Genomic DNA, 18,038 nt, shown 5'->3' on the forward strand with positions numbered 1-18,038 from the left:
GGTGAGTTCACCTCGGTCAACGGTGTCGTGGGCGTCAACGGCCTGGCCAAGCTCGACCCGGTCACCGGGGCGACGGTTGCCGGCTGGAGCGCCTCGGTCGACTACGTCACCACCGAGACCGGCGTAGGCGCCCAGGTCAAGGCCATCGACTACCAGGACGGCTGGCTCTACATCGGCGGCCGGTTCAACCGGGTCACCGGCGGGGTGCCGGTCAAGGGCCCGGTCACGGTCGGCCGCGCGGCCCGGCTGCGGGTCTCCGACGGCATGCCCGACGGCGCCTGGAAGCCCAACTTCGACGGCTCGATCGTCGAGCTCGACGCCAGCGCCCAGGGTGACCGGGTCTACTACTCCGGCTACTTCAACAACGTCAACGGGGCGGCCTCGCCGAAGCTGGGCGTGGTGAGCACCGAGACCGGCGCGCCGTCGGTGACCGGCCTGGCGCCCATCCAGGTCGCCACCGGATCCATCACCGCCAATGACGACAACTCCTACCAGCAGGCCGTGAAGGAAGACGGCAACGGCGTCTGGGTGGGCGGCTCGCAGCACATCCTGAGCCGGTACGACCGCAGCGCCTTCGCCCGGACGACCTCGCACATCACCCGGGCCGGCGGCGACCTGCAGACCATCGGGGCCTACAACGGCGTGCTCTACGCCAGCTGCCACTGCGGCAACTACAACTACTCCGACACCTACAACTACAGCGATCCGATCCCGAACGCCTCCGACGTCCACAACATCAAGTACATCGGCGCCTGGGACGCGGTGACCGGGAAGTACCTGCCCGAGTTCTGGCCCAGCTCGCTGGACACCCGGTCCGGCATCGGCGGCTGGGAGTTGACGCCTGACTCCAACGGCTGCCTGTGGTTCGGCGGCGACTTCAAGCAGGGCTCCTACCAGAGCACCGGCTACCAGTGGCTCGGCGGCTTCGGCAAGTTCTGCCAGCGCGACGCGACGGCCCCCTCGGTGCCCGGCAACTTCCGCACCAGCGCCACCACGACCGGTTTCAAGGTCGTCTGGGACGCAGCGACCGACAACTCGGGCTCGGTCCGGTACGAGGTGCTGCGCGACGACCGGGTGATCGCCACCACCAGCGGCCTGTCCTACATCGACACCACCGGCGCGGTGCCTGCCAACTACTGGGTCCGGGCGATCGACGACGGCGGCAACCGGTCGGCGACCTCGAACAAGGTCACCGCGCTGGCGCCCGACACCGTCGCGCCGACCGCGTCCATCACCAGCCCGGCCAGTGGGACCACGGCCTACGGCCCGGTGACGGTGACCGTCTCCGCCAGCGATGACCAGGGCGTCGCCTCGGTCGACCTGCTGGTGGACGGCGCCGTGGTCGGGACCTCGACCACCGCTCCGTACAGCTTCACCTGGTCGGCCACCGCGACCGGCAGCCACACGCTGCAGGCCGTGGCCCGCGACACCTCCGGCAACACCGGGACGTCGGCTCCGGTGACGGTGACCGTGCCGGCCGACACCGCGGCGCCGACCGCGCCCGGGTCGCCGGCCAGCACCGGGGTCACCACCACGTCCGCGACGGTGAACTGGGCGGCGGCCAGCGATGACCGTGGGGTCACCGGCTACCGGGTGCTGCGCGACGGCGTCCAGGTCGGGCAGACCAGCGCCCTGAACTACACCGACACCGGCCTGACCCCCGGCGCCACCTACAGCTACACCATCCGGGCGGTGGACGCGGCGGGCAACGTCGGGCCTGCCAGCAGCCCGGTGTCGGTGACCACGCTCACCGAGGTGGCTCCGATGTTCACCGATGCCTTCTCCGGCGCCGACGGGGCGCCCTGGGCGCCGGCCTGGACCACCACCGCCGGCAGCGGCACGGTCGACATCCAGTCCGGAGCCGGCTCGATCGCGGTCTCCGACGTGTCCGGCGCGTATGCCCGGGCCCAGCTGACCGGCCTGCCCGTGCAGGGCGACAGCGAGCTGCTGACCTCCTACACCTGGTCCTCCAACACCGCGCTGAGCTACCTGAGCGTCTACCTGCGCGGCTCCGGAGGCTGGCAGAACGCCTACCGGCCCAAGAACGGCTACGGCCTGCAGCTGCAGTCCAACTCGGGCACGGTGACGGTGCAGAAGAACGTCAACGGCGTCACCACCAACCTGCAGTCAGCGACCGGCGGCCAGGCCGTCACGACCGCCAAGCAGTGGCTGCGGCTGCGGGTCGTGGGCTCGACGATCCAGTTCAAGATCTGGACCGACGGCGCCGCTGAGCCGACCACCTGGAAGGCGACCGCCACCGACACCGAGGTGACGGCGGCCGGGCAGGTGTTCCTCTCGGTGGTCCGTGGCGCCACCAACGTCGGCGCCAAGTCGGTGTCCTTCGACGACCTGGCGATCCGGGACGGCCAGTAATCCCGATCCCCTGGTCCGAGCACGTCCGAGCAATCGGCGAAGCCCCTCCTGAGCGCAGGAGGGGCTTCGGCCGTTTCTGGAGCCAGTGTCACGGGACCGACCTGTCCACCGATGAATTACATCACTGTAAGTAACTACTCTGCGGTGCGCCCGAACCGGAGGGAGGGGCAAGCGACTGTCGCTCACCGTGAGGGAATGACGATACTGAGCCTGACCTAGGTGGCCCGAATGCGGCGTCCAAAGAACTCGAAACCCGGGCAAATCGGTCAGGGAGCAAGGCGGGAAAATATACTGAGTGTGAAGACTCAGTTTGGTAGCGGTGCTGACGATAAGTGCAGCAACCGACTACTAGGAGTGATCAATGTCTCGCCACCACGGGGCTCGTCCCACCATAATCAAGAGGTCATGGGTCGGCGCGACGCTGGTCGCCCTCGTCGGCGCGGGCGCGATGACCGCGCTGAACGTCTCCTCGACCACCACCGCAGCCGCCGCCGCCACCGTCAACCTGGTCGCCGACCCGACGCTGAGCAAGGGCACCGCGAGCTGGTTCACCCGCTCGGGAGGCTCGCTGGCCGTCGTCCCCGGTCACAACGGCCACCCCGCCATCCGGCTGCGCAACGAGACCGCCGCGCCGCTCACCCTGGCGCTCAATGACCGGGTGAACACCGTGCGCGCCACCGTCGCCGGCGCGACCTACCAGGCCGGCGCCTGGATCCGCACCGACGCTCCCGGCGTCACCGCGGCCGCCCGCCAGATGGAGTACCAGCGCCTGGTGTACCGCGGCGCCAACCGCTCGAGCGCCTGGCTGCGCACCACCGGCTGGGTGCACGTCAGCGTCAACTACACCGCCAAGGCGAACCTGAGCACCATCGACTTCAACGTGCTGGCCTGGGCCCTGCCGCGCGGCAAGAGCCTGCTGATCAGCGAGCCGACCCTGACCCTGGTGTCGCTGCCCAGCCAGCCGGACCCGGTCGTGAAGCCCCCGAAGCCGAGCACCTCGTCGCCGAAGCCGACCACCAGCGCTCCGACCACCTCGGCTCCGGCTCCGACCACCTCGGCTCCGGCTCCGAGCACCAGCACCCCGCCGCCGGCTCCCAGCACCAGCACCCCGCCGCCGGCCCCCAGCACCAGCACCCCGCGGCCGGCTCCCAGCACCAGCACCCCCGCGCCGGCCCCGACCACCTCGGCCCCGGCTCCCAGCGGCTACAAGCTGGTCTTCAACGAGGACTTCAACAGCATCGACCGCACCAAGTGGAACGTCCGCAACAACTCCTGGGCGCGCAACGAGGAGTCGATCGTGACCTCCCGGGCCGACAACGTCTTCGTCAGCAACGGCGCGCTGACCCTGCGGGCGATCAAGGAGAGCTACACCGTCGGCAGCACCACCCGGCAGTACACCTCCGGCTACCTCGACACCATCGGGCGCGGATCCTGGCAGTACGGCCGCTTCGAGATGCGCGCCAAGCTGCCCACCGCGCAGGGCATGTGGCCGGCCTTCTGGCTGCGCAACAACAACACCCTCGGTGAGCTCGACATCATGGAGGCCGTCGGCGGCAAGGTGAACCAGACCGTGCAGACGATCCACCAGTCCACCAACGGCGATATGGCCAAGGCCGGGCACGAGGACACCCTGCCCAGCGGCACCACCGCCACCTGGCACACCTACTCGGTGGACCGCCAGCCCGGCTCGGTGAAGTGGTACGTCGACGGCCGCCTGGTCTTCTCCAAGACCCAGTCGCTGCTCACCTGGCTGGACCCGGCCTTCAACGAGCCGATGAACATCCGGCTGAACCTGCAGGTCGGTGGCAGCATGCCGAACTGGTACGGACTGCCGGTCGTCGGCGCCCCGCTCGGCGCCAGCGACTTCGTGATCGACTACGTCCGGGTGTACCAGCTGAGCTAGCGCGCCGCTGATAGCTACCTAGCCTCTGACATATGCTTCCGGGGTCCCGCCACAGATCCAAGGCGGGACCCCGGAAGCAGAGACATGTGATGGATGATCTGACATCGGCGCCGCCCGGCAGCACTCCGCCGGCGGCGCCACGGCGTTCCCTGCCCGGTGGCCGGTGGCTGGTGGTTGCCCTGGTGGCGCTGCTGGTGGCGGCAACCGTGACCGCGGTGACGCTCGCTCGCGAGGAGACCAAGGCCGGTTGGCATCTCACCTGGTCCGACGAGTTCGACGGCGACGCCCTCGACCGCTCCAAGTGGACTCCCGAGGACCAGTCGACCTTCGGTGACGGCAACAAGGAGCTGGCCTGCCTGCTGAGCCGCCGGGCGAACGTCGAGGTGGCCGAAGGCATGCTGACGCTGCGGGCGATCCGGGAGAAGATCCCGAGGGTCTGTGGCGACAGCGACGAGCGTTTCCCGAACGGCCGCCCCTTCACCTCGGCGATGCTCAGCACCGAGGGCAAGGCGTCCTGGCACCAGGGCCGGTTCGAGATGCGGGCGAAGCTGCCGCTGGCCGCCGGGAAGTCCAAGGGCCTGTGGCCGGCGTTCTGGATGCGTCCGGCCAACGGCTCCGGCGACGGCGAGCTGGACATCATGGAGGCGATCGGGACCTCCGACCCCCAGGATCCCGAAGCGGGCTCGGTGCACCACACGCTGTGGTACGACGGCAAGGGCACCTATCCCAAGCAGTCGAAGGTCGCCCCGGTGCAGGGCGGCCCGGCGGGCGGGTTCCACACCTACGCCGCCGAGTGGCGTCCCGGCGTGATGCGCTGGTACGTCGACGGGCAGCTGACCTTCGAACGCGACAGCTCCACCGCGCCGTGGATAGACGAGGCGTTCGCCGGCGAGTTCTACATCCGGCTCAACATGGCGGTCGGAGGCACCTTCCCGGGCACCCCGAACGCCGACACCGCGCTGCCGGCGGACATGGTGGTGGACTGGGTGCGGGTCTTCCAATGGCGTTGAGTCCAATGGCGTTGAGTCCAATGGCGTTGACGGCCCGCGCCGGCGCGCGACGGTATGGTCAGCTCGGCGGGCCGGCCGCCGGCCGGTCACCCCACGGACGGACGGTAGAAGCGACGTGAGCCACCCCTCGAGCGTGTCCGGCTGGCGGTCCGACCCGACGGTCTGGCCCCTGGTCACCGCCGTCATCCCCACCAAGGACCGGCCGCAGCTGCTGGCCCGGGCCGTCCAGTCGGTGATCGACCAGGACTACCCCGGCGACATCGAGTGCCTGGTCGTCTACGACGGCACCGAGCCGGTGATGCCCGACGTCCGGCTCCGGGACGGCCGCACGGTGCAACTGCTGGTCAACAACCGGACCCCCGGGCTGGCCGGCAACCGCAACACCGGTTACCTCGCCGCGGCCGGTGAGCTGGTGGGCTCGTGCGACGACGACGACGAGTGGCTGCCCGGAAAGCTGCGGTCCCAGATCGACCTGCTGCGCAAGCATCCGCAGGCCAGCGCCGCGGCCTCGGGCTTCCTCTACCACTACCGGGGCAAGGACATCCCGCGGCAGGCCGAGCTGCCGGCGCTGACCTTCGCCGACCTGCTCCACGACCGGCATCTGGAGGCCAACGCCTCCACCTACCTGATCCCGCGCGCGGAGCTGCTCACCGAGATCGGCCTGGTCGACGAGCAGCTGCCGGGCAGCTACGCCGAGGACTACGAGCTGCTGCTGCGGGCGGCCCGGCTCGGCGAGATCGTCTGCGTGCAGCAGCCCCAGTCGCGGGTCTACCTGCACGACTCGTCCTTCTTCGCCAGCCGCTGGCAGACCATCTCCGACGCCCTGGCCTACCTGCTGGAGCGGGTGCCGGAGTTCCGGCAGGACCCGGTCGGCCTGGCCCGGATCGAGGGCCAGATCGCGTTCGCCAACGCGGCCCTGGGCCGGCGGCTGCCGGCGGCGAAGTGGGCGCTGCGGTCGCTGCGCAAGTCCCGGGGCGCCCGGCAGAGCTACGCGGCGCTGGTGGTCGCCACCGGCCTGGTCAGCGCCGACCGGGTGCTGGCCACCGCCCGCAAGTTCGGCCGCGGGATCTGAGCATGGCCGGCGCCAGCCCGCCGCTCGCCGGCCTGCGGGAGCTGCCGGCCTGGCCGGTGTACGCCCTGTTCGCCGGCTTCCCGATCTGGTGGCTGCTCGGGCTCGGCGCGTTCGCGGTGCCGCTCATCGCGGTCCCGATGTTCCTGCTGCTGTTCCAACGCGGCCACGTCGAGGTGCCGGCGGCATTCTGGCTGTGGATCGGCTTCGTGGTCTGGGCCTGCGCGGCCGCGCTGGAGCTGACCTCCGGATCGCGGCTGATCGGCTTCGGCGTCCGGATGAGCAACTATGTCGGCGCCGGCATGGTGTTCCTCTACCTGTACAACGGCCGGAGCCTGCTGAACAACCGGACGGTGCTGCGGGCCCTGGTGCTGTTCTTCGCGGTGGTGGTGGCCGGTGGCTACCTCGGCGTGCTGGTCCCGCGCGGCGCCCTGTCGACCCCGGTAGAGGCGCTGCTGCCCCAGAGCATCCGCAACAACGAGTACGTCGGCGCGCTGGTGCACCCGTCCTTCGCCGAGGTGCAGCGGCCCTACGGCTCGCCGCGCACCTTCTATCGTCCGAGCGCCCCGTTCCCCTACACCAACAGCTGGGGATGCAATGTCGCGCTGCTGGTGCCGCTGGTGGTGGCCGCGATCATGACGTTCCGGCGGCCGGCCGCGCGGGTGGCCATGGTGGCATTGCTGGCCGCGGCCTGCGTGCCGGCGTTCGCCACCCTGAACCGGGGCATGTACCTGGCGCTGGTGCTGGTGCTGGCCTACGCCTCGGTCCGGCTGGCCTTCCGCGGCCGGCTGCTGCCGCTGACCCTGGTGCTCATCGGCGGCTCGGTGGGGCTGGCCGTCGCGCTGTGGGCCGGTGTGCTGGCCCGGTTGCAGGAGCGGCTGCACTACAGCGGGACGAACGTCGGCCGGCAGACCATCTACCGGGAAGCCTTCGAGGGCGCGGCGAACTCCCCGATCTTCGGCCATGGCGCGCCGCAGCCGTCCACCACGGTGGACGTGTCGATCGGCACCCAGGGCCAGGTGTGGAACGTCATGTTCAGCTATGGCTTCATCGCCCTGGCCTTCTTCCTGGGCTGGTTCGGCCTGGTCGTGGTGCAGAGCTGGCGGCCCCGGGGCCAGGCCCAGCTGTGGGTGCACGCGACGCTGTTCGTGGCCTTCCTGACGTTCTTCTACTACGGCTACGACGGCATCCAGCTGACGGTGGCGATGTCGGCTGCCGCGCTGGCGCTGCGGGCCAGGCGGGTCGAGGCCGCCGACGGGGTGCCGCAGGCCGCTGCGCAGCAGGTGCACGCCGTCCCGGCGTAGCGGTCCGCTTACCGGACGGCGGCCCGCCGGCTGACCCGGGCCGGCTTGCTCGCCAGCAGCTGGGCCACCGCGGCGCCGAACCGCGCCACCGTCTGGCTCACGTCGCTGACATGGTCACCGACCGCCAGGCTGGCCGGGTCGCCGACCGCCCGATCGAGCGCGGCGTGCAGCTCGGCCTCGGACTCGGCTGCCACCACCAGGCCCCGGCCGGCCAGCTGCCGGGTAAAGGCCACCTGATGGTCGTCGACCACCTCGTCCAGCCGGGCCAGCCTCGGCACCACGATCGGCACGGTGCCGCACTCGCGGCTGTCCATGATCCCGCCGGGCCCGCCCTGGGTCACCACCACGTCAGCAGCCCGCAGCAGCTCCAGCAGCTCCTCGCGCGGCTTGATGCCGAAGCCGTCCGCGCCGGCCAGCGGCCGGGTCGAGCCGTGCTGCACGATCCAGCGGATCGCGCCGGGCCGGCTGGCGTCCCAGCGCTCGAGCCAGTCCATCAGCCGGTCGAACCGGTGATGATCGGTGCCGACGGTCACCACCCCAGCAAGTGTCACAGCAGCTGGCCGATCATCGTCGCGTTGGGATAGAGCTTGAGCTGCTCGTCCCACTGCACCAGGAACAGGTCCGACACCGGGCGGCACAGCCGTCCGGTCAGGGTCGCCGAGTCGATCCGGTCATAGACCTCGACGTAGACGGTGCGGATGCCCATCAGCTTCGCGAGGTAGAAGACCGGCACCGCGACCGCGGCCCCGGTCGAGACGACCACCTCGGGCCGGAAGCTGCGCAGCGCCTTCCAGGCGACGCCGAAGTTGCGGATCAGGTTGGGGATGTTGCGGGTGGTGGGGTGGTAGGCCCAGCTGATCTTCTCCCCGGCCAGCATCGACCGGGCATCCGGCTTGTCGAAGGTGATCCAGTGCCGCTCGTGCTCGACCCACCACGGCCGCAGCGCTTCCAGTTGCCCGAGATGGCCACCGGTGGAGCTGGCCAGCAGGACCCGCATCCCCGCTCAGCTCTTCGAGGCCGAGCGGGACGAACCCGTGCCCGCCGGGCTGATCGGAGCCTCGCTGTCGGACGGGGCCGCGGTGTGCCCCGTGGGCCGGTACAGGGCGGGGACCGGCAGCGTCGCCGTCACCTGCTCCGACGGGCTCGGGTCCACCCGTGCCGCCACGGACTCGCGGTGGCTGGGAGCAGCCCGGCGGGCCCCGGCGGAGCCCCGGAGGCCGAACCGGCTGTGCAGGCCGGACCGGCGGGTCAGCAGGATGCCGCCCAGCACGGTGGTGTTGACCTGGGCCAGCTGGCGGGCCAGCCGCTCGGTCCCGGCGTGGGTGGAGCGGTTGCGGTAGGCCACCACGACCGCCTCGTCGGCGAGCTGGGCCAGTCGCAGCGAGGTGCTCGGCAGCTCGATGTTGACCCCGTCCAGGACGATGACGTCGGCCTTGGCCAGGACGTCGTCCAGCCGGTCGCCGTTGGCGCGCAGGGCCGCCCCGAGGGAGACCTCGTCGCCCAGCGACAGCACCGACAGCCGGGGCAGCGTGGCCGAGGGGGCCAGCTGGTCGACCAACCGGAGGCCCGGGGTGGGCAGTGGGCTCGGCACGCCGAGCAGGTCGATGGCGGGCTCCACGGCGTGGCGCGGTCCGGCGATCACCGTCTGCAGGCCCTGCATGGCAAAGGTGGCCGCCAGGTTCAGCGGGGCCAGGCTCAGCCCTTCCAGGCCGGCGCCGCACAGCAGCACGATCCGGCTGTCGACGGCGTCGGCGGTCACCGTGGTGGTGATCGTGCGGTAGGCGTCGGCCTCGGGGCTGCGGTTGGCATCGATCGCGGCCAGCGGCCCGGTCCGGGAGCCGCTCTCGGCCGTGACGGATTCGGCGAGCACCGGGTATCCCAGGCTCTGCTCGAGCTCCGCGGCGTTGCGCACCCGGTCATCGCGACGGTCGCGCAGCACGGACAGGATGATGCCTGCCAGCAGTCCGAACAGCACCCCGCCGGCCAGGTACAGCACGGGCCGCGGCGAGCTGGGCGAGGCCGGCTTGAGCGCGGCGCCGGCGACCTGGCCGGGGCTGATGACCGAGGTCTGGTAGTTGTTCAGCTGGTTCTGCAGCTGCTGGATCTGGTTCTGCAGCAGACCGCGCTGCGGGTCGTTCTGGGAGGTCTTGAGGTCCGTCAGGCGCTTCTGCAGGTCGGCGACCTGGGACTGGATCCGCCCGATCCGCAGCGTGATGTCCTTCTGGGCGATCTGCGTCCGGTAGTCGAGGTAGGCATGGGCGAAGGCGTTCGCGCCGTCCGCGGCGCCCTGCGGGGAATCAGCGGCGTAGGTGATGTTGAGGAACTGGCTTGCCAGCGGCGAGGTCACCGTGACCCGCTCGGCCAGCTCGGTCGGGGTGCCGGCGAAGGCCAGCGTCTCCCTCGCAGCCAGCGTCACCGAGGTGGAGGTCACGATCCGCGACTCGGTGATGGTGCTGACGGTGCTGGAGCTGCTGCTCGACGACGTCGGCGAGATGTCGACGACGGCGGTGGCCTCGTAGGTCTTGGGCGTCGCGAGCAGCAACGCTCCGGCGGCGAGGATGCCCAGCAGCACCAGCGTGAGCACCAGCAGCAGCCGGCGGCGCAGGATGCTGAAGAACTGCCCGATCGTGACCACGGACTGCCCCGAGCTCGACCCCGGCGGGCCGGCAAGGGCCTTGCCGGTCACCTGGTGTTCCGATCTGGCATGGCGTTCACGGTGTTCCCCCAACGGGCCTGCTACAAGGACTGCTGTCAACTTTAGGTTACTTTCACGGGTTCTCGCCCCCTAGCCGCCGCGCGGCCTGCGAAACGGCCGGATCAGCTGTGGCGGCCGCGCCGGGACAGCGCCTGGATGAGGATGGAGATGCCGAGGCTGTTCCGACGTGCCCACACCATCGGTAGGTACAGCGCCGAGGAGAGGACGATGGCGATCGACATGGCCGGCAACGAGCTGCCGGCGATCATCCGGACCGCCACCGGGATGACCGCGAAGCAGCCCAGCGCGAGCACCCCGGCCACCGCCAGCCCCCGCAGGTTGCCGCCGATCCGCATCCCCCAGCGGACCTGGCCGAAGGCGAGCACGCTGTCCAGCACGATGGTCACCGCCCAGGCCACCGCAGCCCCGGTGATGCCGAAGCGCGGCACCAGCACCAGGTTGGCCGCCACGTTGACGGTCAGGGCGGCCGCCTTGTCCATCAGCACCCAGGTGCTCCGGCCGCCCATCAGCAGCACGGTTCCGACATTGCCGGCGGCCAGGTTCACCAGCATCGCCATACAGAGCACGGTCAGCGCGTGCGCTCCGGCGGGGTAGGACTCCCCGAAGATCCGCAGCACCGTCGGCGCGAACACCGCCATCACCAGGTACAGCGGCCACGAGCTGAGCACCACCCACTGCGAGGCGGTGGAGTACATCTGGCTGACCCGGGCGGTGTCCTGGCGGGCCAGCGCCGCGCTGACATCGCCGGCGATGGCGACCCGGAGCGCCTGCAGCACCAGGGTGCCCGAAAGGATGAACCGGCTGGCGGCGGCGTAGATGGCTGCCTCGGCCGGCGAGGCCAGCGCCGCGACCAGCAGCACGTCCAGCCAGGTCAGCAGGATCTCCATGACGCCGGCCAGCCCCCGCGCGCCGGTGAAGCTCCAGTACTCGGCGGCGATCTCGCGCACCGAGGCGGTGCGCGCCGGCCAGGCCAGGGCGCGGCCGAACAGCTCCCGCATCCGGCGGGCCAGCAGCACCAGGGCCAGCAGCAGCGCCAGCACCAGCGGGATCAGCCAGGCCAGCACCACCCCCCACAGCGGCGCGTCGGTGGCGATGGCGATGCCGACCAGCACCGGCCTGGCGGCCGGTATGCCCAGCTGCTGCAACAGCACGTAGTTGCGGACGCTGCCGAAGGCCCGGGTGCTCTCGACGATGCCCACCTCGACGACGCCGGGCAGGAACAGCAGCGCCAGGATCCGGATGCTGCTCAGCGCGGCGTCGGTGTTGTCGTGGCCGATCCGCGAGGCCAGCACCGGGGCGGCCAGCCACAGGGCGACGCTGCCCACGATGCCCAGCACGACAACCGGGACGAACGCCACCACCAGCAGCGCGGGCAGGTCGGCCTCGCGGTCCAGCGCCCGCCATCGCGGCACGAAGCGGACCAGGCCGGCGCCGACCCCGAAGGACAGGAACGTCTGCAGGACGATGAAGATCGCGGTGGCGCTGAAGAACTGGCCCGCGGTGGTGGTGGTGAGGCCGTGGGTCAGGACCAGGGTCAGGATGAAGCCGAGGATCGAGCCACCGCCGGTGCCGAGCACCGCGAAGCTGCCGCCGCGGGCCACTCCGGCCAGCGGGCTGGTCGCGGGCTGGGCGGCGCTGGTCACGGTCACGGCTGCCGCGGCGCCGGGGCCAACGACGGCGCGCCGAGCGGCGCAGCGGCGAGCGCCGGGCTGGCCGGAGCCGGCGCGGCAGCCGTCCGCGAGCCGCCGGACTCGCCCTGCAGCAGCCTGCGGTAGGCCTTGGTCAGCGAGCGGGCCGCGAACAGCACGGTGCACAGCGCCAGGAACCCGTAGCACCACAGGAACAGGGTGTGCGCTCCGAGCACCAGGAAGGCCAGCGCCAGGCTGCCGTGGTCCAGCGGCTGCAACAGGAACGCGACCAGCAGCGAGGACGATCCGGCCGGACCGGCCTGGGACGGAACCGGCGCGGTGAGCTTGTCCCGCAGCATCATGCCGAAGAACTGGGTCACGTTGGCGACCAGGAAGATCACCGGCACCGCCAGGTACAGCAGCGAGTCCAGCTCGAAGTAGCGCAGGACGGCGATGGCCACCGCGCTGTGCAGCGCGCTGATCTTGGCGATGTCCGCCACATGGTCGAGCCATTCGCCGGCCTTGCTGCCACCGCCCCGGACCCGGGCGAGCTGGCCGTCCGCGGAGTCCAGCGCGTAGCCCAGCAGCAGCAGCAGCGACACCACGATGCCGGTCAGCGCCGTAGAGCGGTGCAGGATCAGCACGGCGATGCCGGCGAAGGAGCTCGCCGAGCTCAGCAGCGTGACCTGGGTGGGGGTGAGCCGCAGCGCGTAGCCGGCCGCGGCGAGCAGGCCACCGGCCTTGCGGTTGACGAAGCGCAGGTAGGCCGGCGTCGAGGCGTTCGACTTCTGCGCGCCGGCCAGCCGGGAGCGCGCGTAGCGGAAGCGGATCGCGGCAGAGCCGTCCTTCGCCACCAGGGCGTTGTTGTCCATGAGAAAACCCTTTGTCGGCTCTGGGTACTAGCTCTGCCCGGCGCTGAGCAGCCGCGGTTGGGCGTGCCAGGCACTACTCACCATCTCACGGAGGTCATGGCGCGGGCGCCACCCCAGCACTTTGCTGATGCGCTCGGCGTCGGCCACCACGGTCGCCGGGTCACCCGGGCGCGCAGCCCCCATCCGGGGCTCGATGCTGCGCCCGGACACCTCGGCGACCATGTCGATGACTTCGCGCACCGAGTACCCGCGGCCGCAGCCGACGTTGAAGACGTGCCCGGCGCCGGGCTCGTCCAGCGCGTCGATAGCGGCCACGTGGGCAGCGGCGAGGTCCTGGACGTGGATGAAGTCCCGGACGCAGGTGCCGTCCGGAGTCGGGTGCTGACCGCCGTAGATCACCGGCTGCTCGCCGCGGCCCAGCGCGTCGAACACCATCGGGATCAGGTTGGTGCGGCCCGCATCGGCCAGTTCGGGGCTGGCCGTGCCGGCGACGTTGAAGTAGCGCAGGGCGGCATACCGGAGCCCGGTTGCACGGGCCTGGTCGCGGATCAGCCACTCGCCTATGAGCTTCGTCTCCCCGTACGGGTTGATCGGCCGGGTCGGGTGGTCCTCGTCGACCTGCGGGGAATCGACCATGCCGTAGACCGCGGCGCTGGAGGAGAAGACCAGCTTGCCGACGTCGCACCGGGCCATCGCGGCTAACAGTTGCATAAGATTGACTACATTGCGGCGATAGTATGTCAGTGGCTCGCGCATCGATTCCTCGACCTGCTTGTCGGCCGCCAGATGCACCACTCCGGTGATCTGGTGACGGCGCAGGGTCTCGGCCACGAGCTCGCAGTCAGCAATGTCTGCTTGAATGAAGGGAACATCGACCCGCCGGGCATCGCCGGTGCTGAGGTCGTCGATCACCACCGCATCGACCCCAGCCGCCTGCAGGCTACGCACCACATGGGCGCCGATATATCCCGCTCCGCCCGAAACGAGCCAGGTGTCCGTCATGTTGGAGCCGTTCCTCCGAGTGTGCCGCCGCTACGATATGAAGTTAGCGTAAAGCAAGACAGGCGGCTTGTGATCGGTTAATCTTAACATTGTTTGCACGTGAGGGTATCTAGTGAAAGGGATCGCGGGGGAGTCGTGAACGCGCTCAACTCAGAAGGGCCACGACGGATCGGCTATGCCCCCGGGGTCTACGACATGTTCCACATCGGGCATCTCAACATCTTGCGCAACTCCCGGCGTGCCTGTGACTACCTGATCGCCGGCGTCGCCTCCGACGACTTCAGCCGGCGCGCCAAGGGCAAGAGCCCGGTGATTCCGCTGGCCGAGCGGCTGGAGATCGTCCGCAGCATCCGGTACGTCGACGAGGCGGTCGCCGAGGACGTGCCCAAGCTCGAGATGTGGGAGCGGCTGCGCTTCGACGTGATCATCAAGGGCGACGACTGGCGCGGCACCGAGAAGGGCAACCGGCTCGAGCGCGAGTTCGCCGAGGTGGGCGTCGAGGTCTTCTACCTGCCCTACACGGTGCACACCTCCTCCACGATGCTCCGGCAGGCGTTGAACATCGAGCTGGGCCTGCGCGCGTAGCGCCACTGCCCTCAGGAGCCGCCGCAGTCGGGCAGCCGGGTCGTCACCGTCACCGGGTTCACCGCTGGTTGCCGCAGGATCCGGGTCTGGTTTGCCCGGGCCGGCTCGGTCGCCGTCACCGTCACCGTGTGCTTGGAGCCGCGGGCCAGCTCCAGCGGCAGCGTCAGCACCGTCAGGCCGCGCTCGGTTGACGGCGCCACCACGACCGGCCGGCCGTCCACGGTGACGCTGCCGATCCGCGAGCCGGGCGTTCCGTAGTAGCTCAGCAGCACCTTGTTGTCCCCGGGCCGGGTGGGGTGGCGGGGCGCGTCCAGGCGCAGCGTGACGTAGCTGGGCAACGGCCCGGCCGGGGCCTGGTTGGCCAGGGTGAAGGTCGAGGTGCTGGTGCTGCCCGCGCCGCAGCCGTCCCGGGCGTAGGACATGCTCCGGGTGAGGTAGTAGTCGAGCTTGCCGCCGGTGGCGTTGACGGTGCTGAAACCGGCGAAGTAGCCGGCCCCGGGCTCCAGCGTCCCCGACACCGACGCGGCCACCAGTTGCTGCTGCAGGGCGGGATCGGCGCTCCAGGCCACCAGCCGCCGTTCCCCGGTGGCGTGCGTGACGGCCCGGACCAGGCCGGCCGAGCCGTGGACGGTCAGCAGCCGGACCGAGATCGCCCGGGCGATATCGAGCAGGTAGGCCTTGCGGGCCGCCTTGTCCGGGTGGGTGCGGTACAGGGTTTCTTGGGTCAGGCTGACCACCTCCGCTGCGCTGACCCGGCTGCCGTCGGCCAGGGTGGCCGGACCGGTCACCCGGAGCAGGTAGGAGATGGCGGTCGGGTCGATGGCCAGCGCCCCGTCGATCCGCTGGCCGCTGTGCTTGTGCCACATCGCCGCCCAGATCCTGGCCGCGTCGGAGAAGTCCGGGCTGATCGTGGAGTTGGCATAGGTGTTCACCGGGTCCGCGGCGCGGTAGCGCCGGTCGTACTCGGCGCCAAGGTCCAGGCCGGTCCGCACCTTGCTCAGGACGGTGTCGCTTTCGAACCGGTCGAAGCTCAGCTTGCCGGCGCTGGCCGTCACGATCGCGAACGCGCCGGGAATGCCCCCGACCCCGCGCGACTCGGCTTCGTTCTCCAGGCCGACGAAGTATCGCTTGGAGCCGTCCCGGCCGAGCAGGTCCGGCAGCGCCTCGGTCAGCTGGCTGACCGGCCGCAGCTGGTCCCCGAACGCGAGCAGGGCGCGGTACAGCCTGTCGCGGGCGCGATCGGCCGGCGCCAGCCAGGTGTCGCGCGGCAGCCGATCGAGCTGGTCGGAGCCGGCCCGCAGCCGCAGGTCGGCCCGGCGCAGCACCGGCGCGGCGTCGACCAGGGGTTGCAGCCGGACCGAGCCGTGGTCGACCAGCCCGCCCAGCGGCATGGTTTCGGCCAGGGCCGCCAGCGGCATCAGCACCGTGGACGCGAGCTGGTCGGCCTGCGCGGCGCAGCCCCGGATCGAACGGGCCGGACCGCCGAGCCAGGGCAGCTGGGCGCCGGCCCACCATGCGGGCCCGGTGGTCAGCCGGTGCGCTGCCCGGGCGTGCCCGGCCACCGAGCCGGCGGCGCTTCTGGCGGCCGGCAGGTCGGCCTCGGAGATCGCGGTCCGGAGCCCGCTGACCGCCTGCTCGGCCGCCTGCGCGTGCTGGCGGGCCAGCGCCGCGGTGACGGCGACCCACAGCAGCCCGGCCAGCGCCAGCCCGAACCCGGCCGCGAGGGCGTACCGCAGCAGCCCGCGCCGCCGGCCGCCAGGTCGCCGGCGTGCGGGCGCCGGTGTGGCGGCAGTCATCTGGTCCCTTTCAATGAAGTGCTGTCTACGCGTGGAGCTCGGCTGGAGAAATGTGGCAATAAAAAGAGCCGGTAATTACAAGACGTCACAATCGCTGTGGAGAATGATCACTGCTGGTTACGCTTTTCTTCAGGTGGCGCCCGGAGTGGGCGGAGCGCCGACCATCGAGAGGTCCGGCCGGACCGGGTGCTCGCTGCGGTGCCCCAGCCGCCCGGCCAGGCCGGTCAGCGCCGCGCCCGCCAGCAGCACCGTCGCGGCCAGTCCCAGGACCAGCTGCGGAGGCAGGCCGGTCAGCGGAACCGACGGGATCGACGGGATCGCAGCGGCCGGAGGACCGGCCGGCCGGGCCGGTGGCGCCGGCTTGGGAGAGGCCGGGGACGGAGCGGGGGGCGCGTTGCGGCGCTTGCCCGGTGCGGCCGGGCCAGGCTGCCCGGCACCCGACCCCGGGCCCGACGTGGTTGGCGGCAGCGGAGAACCCCCCGTGCCGTCCTGCTGATTCTCGATCGCAAGCATGCCGGTCGCCGAGCAGCCGGCATCGGCGGCGGTGACCGTCGCCCCGGTGGCCAACCCGCCGGTGAGCCAGGAGGCCCGGAACGAGCCGGCGGCGTCGGCGGTCACCGCGCCGGTGCTCCGGCCGTTCACGCCGACCACCACCCGGGATCCGGCGGCGAAGCCGGTCCCCTGTACCTGGAGGAGTCCCGAGCCGGCCGTAGCGACACCCGAGACCGCGCACCCGAGCGCGGGCGGGTAGCTGGCCGCCCCGGCCAGGCCAGCCATGTTCCACCAGCAGGACAGCAGCATCAGCCCGCCTGACAAGAGCACGAGAAATGCCCGGGAACGGGACCGGGTTTCGGCCCCGTGCTCGGTAACGCGCTTGGGCATGCTTTTCACGCCGATGTACTCAACATTGGTTTACCCCGAATCCGCGAGCGTAATGTAGCGGTCAGATACGGTAATTTACAAGCGTTTGACAAAGGACGTTTGGCGTCAGCTGCGCACTCGCGGTGGAGAGCTGTCAGGCCCGCCCCGTAAGCTCGTCCCATGAGCTTGGCGGGACTGATCGACGCCGCCCTCGACGACCCAGCACTGGCCACCGTGATCCAGGCCGCCGGCCGCTCAGGCGCCCGGCCACTGGCCCTGTCCGGCCCGGCCGCGCTCGCTCCGCTCGCGATCGCCACCCTGGCAGGCCGCGCGGGCCGGACGGTGCTGGCGGTGACCAGCACCGGACGCGAGGCCGAGGACCTGCTGGCCAGCTTGCAGTGCCTGCTGCCCCCGGACTCGGTCGCGCTGTACCCGGGCTGGGAGACGCTGCCGCACGAGCGGCTCTCGCCCCGGGCCGACACCATCGGCCGCCGGCTCGCGGTGCTGCGACGGTTGCGCCACCCCGACACCCGCGACCAGAGCACCGGCCCGTTGAGCGTGGTGGTCGCGCCGGTCCGCTCCGTCCTGCAGCCGCAGGTTCCCAACCTGGGGGACCTCGAGCCGGTCAGCATCTCGATCGGCGACTCCGGGCGCGAGCTGGAAGAGATCGTCACGGCGCTGGCGGCTGCCGGCTACGGGCGTACCGAGCTGGTGGAGAAGCGCGGCGACTTCGCGGTCCGGGGCGGCATCCTCGATGTCTTCCCACCAACCGAGGAGCACCCGCTGCGGGTCGAGTTCTGGGGCGACACGGTGGAGGAGATCCGCTGGTTCGCCGTCGCCGACCAGCGCAGCCTGGAGATCGCCGACCGCGGGCTCTGGGCCCCGCCGTGCCGCGAGCTGCTGCTCACCGACCAGGTCC

14 protein-coding genes and 1 pseudogene are annotated in these 18,038 nt (G+C 71.0%); 7 read left to right on the forward strand and 8 right to left on the reverse strand.

All coding sequences use genetic code 11. The features are described 5' to 3' along the window. The 5 genes from VF612_RS07140 to VF612_RS07160 form a co-directional block, all read left to right on the forward strand. On the forward strand, positions 1-2,373 hold a 2,373-nt coding region (locus VF612_RS07140), incomplete at its 5' end, for an Ig-like domain-containing protein (RefSeq protein WP_408659161.1). 361 nt (positions 2,374-2,734) lie between these two features. Continuing rightward, positions 2,735-4,276, forward strand: coding sequence for a glycoside hydrolase family 16 protein (locus tag VF612_RS07145; protein ID WP_408659162.1), 1,542 nt, complete (start codon positions 2,735-2,737; stop codon positions 4,274-4,276). A gap of 89 nt (positions 4,277-4,365) precedes the next feature. Next, on the forward strand, positions 4,366-5,286 hold the full coding sequence (locus tag VF612_RS07150; protein WP_408659163.1) for a glycoside hydrolase family 16 protein: 921 nt from the start codon (positions 4,366-4,368) through the stop codon (positions 5,284-5,286). Positions 5,287-5,401: 115 nt separating this feature from the next. Continuing rightward, positions 5,402-6,358: a glycosyltransferase family 2 protein gene (locus VF612_RS07155; protein ID WP_408659164.1), complete on the forward strand. Its 957-nt coding sequence runs from the start codon at positions 5,402-5,404 to the stop codon at positions 6,356-6,358. Between the two features lie 2 nt (positions 6,359-6,360). Next, positions 6,361-7,659 carry an O-antigen ligase family protein gene (locus VF612_RS07160; protein WP_408659165.1) on the forward strand — a complete coding sequence of 433 codons (1,299 nt, stop codon included), beginning with the start codon at positions 6,361-6,363 and terminating at the stop codon, positions 7,657-7,659. Between the two features lie 8 nt (positions 7,660-7,667). Here the strand turns inward: VF612_RS07160 and VF612_RS07165 are convergent, their stop codons facing one another. The 6 genes from VF612_RS07165 to galE form a co-directional block, all read right to left on the reverse strand. After that, on the reverse strand, positions 7,668-8,195 hold the full coding sequence (locus VF612_RS07165; protein ID WP_408659166.1) for a glycosyltransferase: 528 nt from the start codon (positions 8,193-8,195) through the stop codon (positions 7,668-7,670). Positions 8,196-8,206: 11 nt separating this feature from the next. Further along, positions 8,207-8,656, reverse strand: coding sequence for a PssD/Cps14F family polysaccharide biosynthesis glycosyltransferase (gene pssD / locus VF612_RS07170; RefSeq protein WP_408659167.1), 450 nt, complete (start codon positions 8,654-8,656; stop codon positions 8,207-8,209). A gap of 6 nt (positions 8,657-8,662) precedes the next feature. Continuing rightward, positions 8,663-10,345: a Wzz/FepE/Etk N-terminal domain-containing protein gene (locus tag VF612_RS07175; RefSeq protein WP_408659168.1), complete on the reverse strand. Its 1,683-nt coding sequence runs from the start codon at positions 10,343-10,345 to the stop codon at positions 8,663-8,665. A gap of 131 nt (positions 10,346-10,476) precedes the next feature. After that, complete coding sequence (locus VF612_RS07180; protein WP_408659169.1) at positions 10,477-12,024, reverse strand: oligosaccharide flippase family protein; 1,548 nt, start codon at positions 12,022-12,024, stop codon at positions 10,477-10,479. Continuing rightward, positions 12,021-12,875 (reverse strand): CDP-alcohol phosphatidyltransferase family protein, encoded by an 855-nt coding sequence (locus tag VF612_RS07185; RefSeq protein ID WP_408659170.1) that lies wholly within the window; start codon positions 12,873-12,875, stop codon positions 12,021-12,023. Before VF612_RS07185 ends, VF612_RS07180 begins: the two co-directional genes overlap by 4 nt. 27 nt (positions 12,876-12,902) lie before the next feature. Next, the gene (gene galE / locus VF612_RS07190; RefSeq protein WP_408659171.1) at positions 12,903-13,877 is read right to left on the reverse strand and encodes a UDP-glucose 4-epimerase GalE; all 975 of its coding nucleotides are present in this window, start codon (positions 13,875-13,877) and stop codon (positions 12,903-12,905) included. A 135-nt stretch (positions 13,878-14,012) separates the two neighbouring features. Between galE and VF612_RS07195 the strand changes: the two genes are divergently transcribed. After that, entirely contained in the window at positions 14,013-14,462 is a 450-nt protein-coding gene (locus VF612_RS07195; RefSeq protein ID WP_408659172.1) for an adenylyltransferase/cytidyltransferase family protein, read from the forward strand. A gap of 11 nt (positions 14,463-14,473) precedes the next feature. Here VF612_RS07195 and VF612_RS07200 read toward each other — a convergent pair whose 3' ends face one another. Together VF612_RS07200 and VF612_RS07205 are read right to left on the reverse strand one after the other, a co-directional pair. Next, on the reverse strand, positions 14,474-16,258 hold the full coding sequence (locus VF612_RS07200; RefSeq protein WP_408659173.1) for a DUF4012 domain-containing protein: 1,785 nt from the start codon (positions 16,256-16,258) through the stop codon (positions 14,474-14,476). Between the two features lie 129 nt (positions 16,259-16,387). After that, positions 16,388-17,140 carry a hypothetical protein gene (locus tag VF612_RS07205; protein ID WP_408659174.1) on the reverse strand — a complete coding sequence of 251 codons (753 nt, stop codon included), beginning with the start codon at positions 17,138-17,140 and terminating at the stop codon, positions 16,388-16,390. A gap of 159 nt (positions 17,141-17,299) precedes the next feature. Here VF612_RS07205 and VF612_RS07210 point away from each other — a divergent pair. Further along, positions 17,300-18,038, forward strand: a pseudogene (locus VF612_RS07210) (transcription-repair coupling factor); the annotation flags it as partial.

The organism is Jatrophihabitans sp., from assembly GCF_036388195.1.
Classification (GTDB): domain Bacteria; phylum Actinomycetota; class Actinomycetes; order Mycobacteriales; family Jatrophihabitantaceae; genus Jatrophihabitans_A.

What these genes read in the sequence shown, in the direction of transcription:
- VF612_RS07185 (WP_408659170.1), bottom strand. Translation starts at nt 12,875, where the DNA reads ATGGACAACAACGCCCTGGTGGCGAAGGACGGCTCTGCCGCGATCCGC.
- VF612_RS07205 (WP_408659174.1), bottom strand. Translation starts at nt 17,140, where the DNA reads ATGCCCAAGCGCGTTACCGAGCACGGGGCCGAAACCCGGTCCCGTTCC.
- pssD (WP_408659167.1), bottom strand. Translation starts at nt 8,656, where the DNA reads ATGCGGGTCCTGCTGGCCAGCTCCACCGGTGGCCATCTCGGGCAACTG.
- VF612_RS07160 (WP_408659165.1), top strand. Translation starts at nt 6,361, where the DNA reads ATGGCCGGCGCCAGCCCGCCGCTCGCCGGCCTGCGGGAGCTGCCGGCC.
- VF612_RS07150 (WP_408659163.1), top strand. Translation starts at nt 4,366, where the DNA reads ATGGATGATCTGACATCGGCGCCGCCCGGCAGCACTCCGCCGGCGGCG.
- galE (WP_408659171.1), bottom strand. Translation starts at nt 13,877, where the DNA reads ATGACGGACACCTGGCTCGTTTCGGGCGGAGCGGGATATATCGGCGCC.
- VF612_RS07200 (WP_408659173.1), bottom strand. Translation starts at nt 16,258, where the DNA reads ATGACTGCCGCCACACCGGCGCCCGCACGCCGGCGACCTGGCGGCCGG.
- VF612_RS07145 (WP_408659162.1), top strand. Translation starts at nt 2,735, where the DNA reads ATGTCTCGCCACCACGGGGCTCGTCCCACCATAATCAAGAGGTCATGG.